The following is a 3,916-nucleotide window of genomic DNA, read 5'->3' as shown; positions in this document are numbered from 1 at the left end:
CGATCGGCCCCGCGAGACCGCGGGCGGCGCAGGTCACGTCATGGCCGGCAGCACAAGCGTGGGAGGCGATCGCGCGCCCAAGGAACTGGCTGCCGCCGAGAATGAGGATGCGCATGAAAAGGTCCGTGCCGCCGATGAGGCGAAGAGCCTACAACGTCCGGTAGCGGTTGCAACCGCCCCTCAGCGTCCCTTGATCTCCTCGTACTTCGCCATGGCGCGCTCGAACTTGCGGTTGAACAGCCACATCGCCGCGAGGATCTCGCGGAAGCTTGCCGAGGTGCGCGCCCGATCGGCCTGCCCGAAGGCAAAGATGCTGTTGTTGCGCAGGTGCTTCATGATCGTGGGACTGGACACCCGGTAGTTCAGGAGATCGCCCGACTTCAGGGCCGATCTGGTCGGGGTGGGAACGATCTGGATCAGCTCGAACAGCTTCATCTGGTCGATCGGGTCGGGCAGCGTCTTCACGATTCCCGGTATCTCACGGAATACATCCGCATGCGCGTTCATCAGGCCGTCGCGGACGTTGGTCCAATGGTTGAAGCGGTGGTCGGTGCCGCGGGCCCGCGCCTCCTCCTTGTCGTCGCGCGCGCTCAGGCCCGGATCGATCGTCGCGATCTCGCCCTTGATCGCCTCCCATTTCCTGTGGCCGTTGCGGTCCTCGGACGGGCCGGTCTGGAAGCTGCCCATATAGGTGTTCGAGCGCCCGTTGCGAACGTTCTGCTTGCCGTTGGTCTCGGCAAAAAAAAGCCCGAGGCTGATGCGTCCCGCGGCGTCCGCGTGGTCAGGCGCGAGTCCCTTGGCGCGCGCGATCGCTCTGGCGAGATCGACGACGTCCTTGAAAGGTGTCGCCGAGTTCTGCGCATTGGCGGGCGGCGCCTCCATGACGTCGAACAGTTTTGAATACTCGTCAATCAACGGCTCGATCTCGGCGTCGAAATAGGCCGGAGGAATCTCGAACTTGTTCGGCTTGCCGATCCGCGACGGCATGGCATCGGTGAGATCCTTGTAGCTGCTGATCACGGCGACACGCGCCAGATAAAGCGCCTGTCCCGGCAGGTTCGGCAGCGGCTCCTTGGCGTCGATCTGGCGCCGCCGCTCGGCGAGGACCGATTTGAACTCGGCGAGCGCCCGGTCATAGGCGGCGACCGCCTCCGACTGCCGGGGCGTGAGCGCGCGCTGTTGTCCGGCGGCGGGCGCCGCCGCGAAGAAGGCAACAGCCGCAAAGATGGCAAGACGTCTGGATCCCATGGCCGTTTCCCATCGATTCGCTGGCCAGGGAGATCGTAAGCATCGGAAGCGCGGGCTGGCGAGATGCAAATCCCGCTCAGTCGCAATTCTTCTCACGCCGCCCGGTAATCCGGCGCCGTCGCCAGGAATTTCGCATAGGCGCCCGCATCCGGCGGTTGGAAGCGGCCGGCAAGGCCGCCGCACTTCTGGTTCTTCGCCCCGATATCGGCCATCAGCTCGTCGAAATGGCGGTAGTGATAGGGCGCGACGCAGAGGCCGCCATAGACGCCGGCCGCCGGCCGTTCGACGCGCTTGAAGTGCAGCATCATCTCGATGTTGTCGTGCATCTGCTGCGCCGTCGGCTGGTTGGCGAGCTGGCCGTCGGCATAGCGCACCAGCCAGTTGGCGGCGAGGTCGGCACAGAGCACGGTGCAGAACGACGAGTTGAAGCCGACGAAGCCGAGTTCGGGCAGATCGGGGTTGGCGATCAGGCGGTAGAGCCGATACTGCCCGTCGGCATCGACCAGCCTCTGCTTGTAAGCCTCGGGCAGGAACGGCACGCCGAGCTTGTAGCCGATCGCGAGCACAGCGACGTCGGCCTTGATGTGCTCGCCGCCGCTCATCACGATGCTGTCGCAGTCATATTGGTCGAACGTGCCGAACACCGCCTTGATGCGGCCGTCGGCGACCATCGGATAGAAGCCCGGCGTTGCGATCGGCACCGAGCAGTTGACGCCGTCCTCGATCCGCTCCTTCGGCACCATCTTGCAGCGGCCAAGCTTGAGTTGCGCCTTCAACAGGCTCTCCAGCCCGCGCCAGTTCGCCCACACCAGCGGCGCGGCGATGCGGTGTGCGAGCCGCGTCATCGCACCGATGCCCCAGCCCGGAAACATCTCCTCCTGCGCGCGGATGTAGAGGATACGCTTGAAGTTCACGAGCCCGCCGATGAAATAGGGAATACGCCACACCGGCTCGCGCATCACGATGGTGACCTCGCGCGCACCCGACTTCACCGCGTTGACCGCGATATCGGTCGCCGATTTCGAGCCGCCGAGCACGACGACGCGGCGTCCTTTCGCCAGCGAGGGATCGCCGTATTTCGACGAATGCAGGATCTGGCCGCCCTGTGCCAGGAATCCGTCCTCGCCCGGGCAATGCAACTCGCGCGGCTCGTTGAACTGCCCGGTGCAGACCGCGACGAAATCGAAATCCTCGTTCGTGCGCGCGCCGCCCTTGCTGCAGAGCGAGAGCGTCCAGCCCGGCCTGCCGTCGGCACGCCTAGCCATGCCGGCAACCTCGGTGTCGAGGCGCAGCATGCGGTCAAGGCCAAAACTCTTCGCGTAGTCGGCCAGATAGGCATGAACCTGCGGCCCGGTCGGCCATTCCGGATAGGCGTCCGGCATGGCGCGGTCGGTGTAGCGGTAGAGCTCCTTTGGGCTCTGGGTCTGCACGTCGGGGTAGGAGCGCGCCGGCTCCCAGACGCCGCCGAGATCGCAGCTGCGCTCGACGATGGTGACGCGGTGGCCGCGACTGGAGAACGCCTTGGCGGCAGCAAGGCCGGAGACGCCGGCACCGATCACGCAGACATGTTTTGGGCTGACCATGGGATGGCTCGCAATCAATGTGTTTCACGCAAGCGGCTTCGTTCGGCCGCGAGGCGCGCCGGCGGAACCGCAAGCAAATGGAAGTGGAGCCCGCGCCTAGTCGTTGGCCTCGGGCGGCAGGAAGTCGACCTCATGCAGTGCCGAGATGCGCACGACTTCGGCGGGGTCGGTCAGATTGTGCAACTGGTTGAACAATGCCTCCAGCTTCTGCATTGGCGAGACCCAGAACAGCGCGCGGCACGGCTTGTCGGATTTATTGAAATAGCCGTGTGGGATGCCGCGCGGCATGCGCACGAGATCGCCGGCATGGGCCTTGACCCATTTGCCGTCGAGCTTGAGGTCGAGCGTGCCCTCCTGCACCAGGATGAACTCGTCCTGGGTCGGATGGATGTGCACCGGCACGAACTGGCCGGGATCGCTGTTGGTCTCGAACGCGAAGGTGGAGTCGGTGACGGCCTTTGGGAAATAAACTTGACCCAGGATGTTCCAGCTCTTGTCGCCGTAGCCTGTGCCAGCGGCGGTAATGCCCTTTTCGAGTGCAGTCATGACGCGCTCCTCATGGATTCCGGCGAGGATGGAGCTTCAATCAACAATGGGCCGCCGTCTATCCGCTAAACGAATCCGAAGGCGCCTGTTGCCGTGCAGCATGACGATTTTGCTGACGCCGCCCTTTTCGCGCCCGGGGGACTATTATAGGCTTAAAGCAATTCCGTGACGCGAAGCGTGGTCGACCATGTCCGCAGCCGTGCTGGAAAGGAGCGCAAGGGTGCCCGCGGCCGAACGGCTCGCGGATTTCGCCCGCGTCACTACCGACGATGTCGACGAAGCGGCCGAAGAGATCGGGCGCATCTTCTGCCCGCACGATCTCCAGCCGGCACAGGCGCGCGCCGCCGACTTCTCGGCCCGGCACAATTGCGCGGCCTTCGACGGCTTTTCCATCAACTACGTTGCCTATGGCGGGTCGGTCGGCATCGATCCCGGCTGCCTCGAGCGCTTCTTCCTGGTGCAGGTCCCGCTCACGGGCTCGGCCCACATTCGCGCCGGCGTCACCGAGCTCGATGCCGCGCCGGACCGGACGGCGTCAC

General features: G+C 64.8%; 3 protein-coding genes and 1 pseudogene. 1 reads left to right on the top strand and 3 read right to left on the bottom strand.

The window, feature by feature from the left end:
* Window positions 1–180: 180 nt before the first annotated feature.
* The 3 genes from MOV75_RS29840 to MOV75_RS29830 form a co-directional block, all read right to left on the bottom strand.
* On the bottom strand, window positions 181–1,248 hold the full coding sequence (locus tag MOV75_RS29840) for a hypothetical protein (protein ID WP_246921443.1): 1,068 nt from the start codon (window positions 1,246–1,248) through the stop codon (window positions 181–183).
* Window positions 1,249–1,340: 92 nt separating this feature from the next.
* On the bottom strand, window positions 1,341–2,831 hold the full coding sequence (locus tag MOV75_RS29835) for an NAD(P)/FAD-dependent oxidoreductase (RefSeq protein ID WP_246921446.1): 1,491 nt from the start codon (window positions 2,829–2,831) through the stop codon (window positions 1,341–1,343).
* Between the two features lie 96 nt (window positions 2,832–2,927).
* A complete protein-coding gene (locus tag MOV75_RS29830) occupies window positions 2,928–3,377 on the bottom strand; it encodes a cupin domain-containing protein (protein ID WP_246921449.1) in 450 nt (149 codons plus the stop codon).
* A 187-nt stretch (window positions 3,378–3,564) separates the two neighbouring features.
* Here MOV75_RS29830 and MOV75_RS29825 point away from each other — a divergent pair.
* A pseudogene (locus MOV75_RS29825) lies at window positions 3,565–3,916 on the top strand (AraC family transcriptional regulator); the annotation flags it as partial.

It is taken from the genome of Bradyrhizobium sp. PRIMUS42, assembly GCF_023006515.1.
Lineage (GTDB): Bacteria > Pseudomonadota > Alphaproteobacteria > Rhizobiales > Xanthobacteraceae > Bradyrhizobium.
Note: the sequence above shows the minus strand (reverse complement) of the source record. Positions and strands in the feature narration are given on the sequence as shown.

Excerpts from the sequence above, each read along its gene's own strand:
- MOV75_RS29835 (WP_246921446.1), bottom strand. The coding sequence starts at position 2,831 with ATGGTCAGCCCAAAACATGTCTGCGTGATCGGTGCCGGCGTCTCCGGC.
- MOV75_RS29840 (WP_246921443.1), bottom strand. The coding sequence starts at position 1,248 with ATGGGATCCAGACGTCTTGCCATCTTTGCGGCTGTTGCCTTCTTCGCG.
- MOV75_RS29830 (WP_246921449.1), bottom strand. The coding sequence starts at position 3,377 with ATGACTGCACTCGAAAAGGGCATTACCGCCGCTGGCACAGGCTACGGC.